General features: G+C 46.0%; 1 protein-coding gene. It reads left to right on the plus strand.

Annotated elements, in window-relative coordinates:
- Positions 1 to 17: 17 nt before the first annotated feature.
- A partial coding sequence (locus ACOV8S_RS31390) for a helix-hairpin-helix domain-containing protein (RefSeq protein ID WP_448321876.1) occupies positions 18 to 433 on the plus strand: 416 nt, incomplete at its 3' end.

Genomic DNA, 433 nt, shown 5'->3' on the forward strand with positions numbered 1-433 from the left:
GCATGAAGATATATCAAGTGTACGAGAGTGAAACGCTGCAAAAGATTGAGGAAAACCCGTATCAGCTCGTCAAGGATGTCGAAGGAATCGGATTTATTAAGGCGGATGAGCTTGGCGCTAGAACCGGTATCTCAGGAAATGATCCAGAGCGAATCCGTGCAGCCTTGCTTTATACAGTGGAGACAGCCAGCCTTCAGGACGGTCATACGTACATACAAACAAAGGATTTGATCGTCGAAACCCGAAAACTGCTCAATCAGACAGGCAATGAGTACAAAGTGACGGAAATGGACGTCGCCAATCAGATCATTGCACTTGGCGAAGGGAAAGAGATGATCATTGAAGATGAGCGCTGCTATCATCCGTCCTTATTTTATGCCGAGCAAAGTGTCGCCAAACGTATACAAAAAATCGTCTCCCAAACGGAATATGC

The sequence above is a fragment of the Streptomyces sp. CO7 genome (assembly GCF_053474865.1).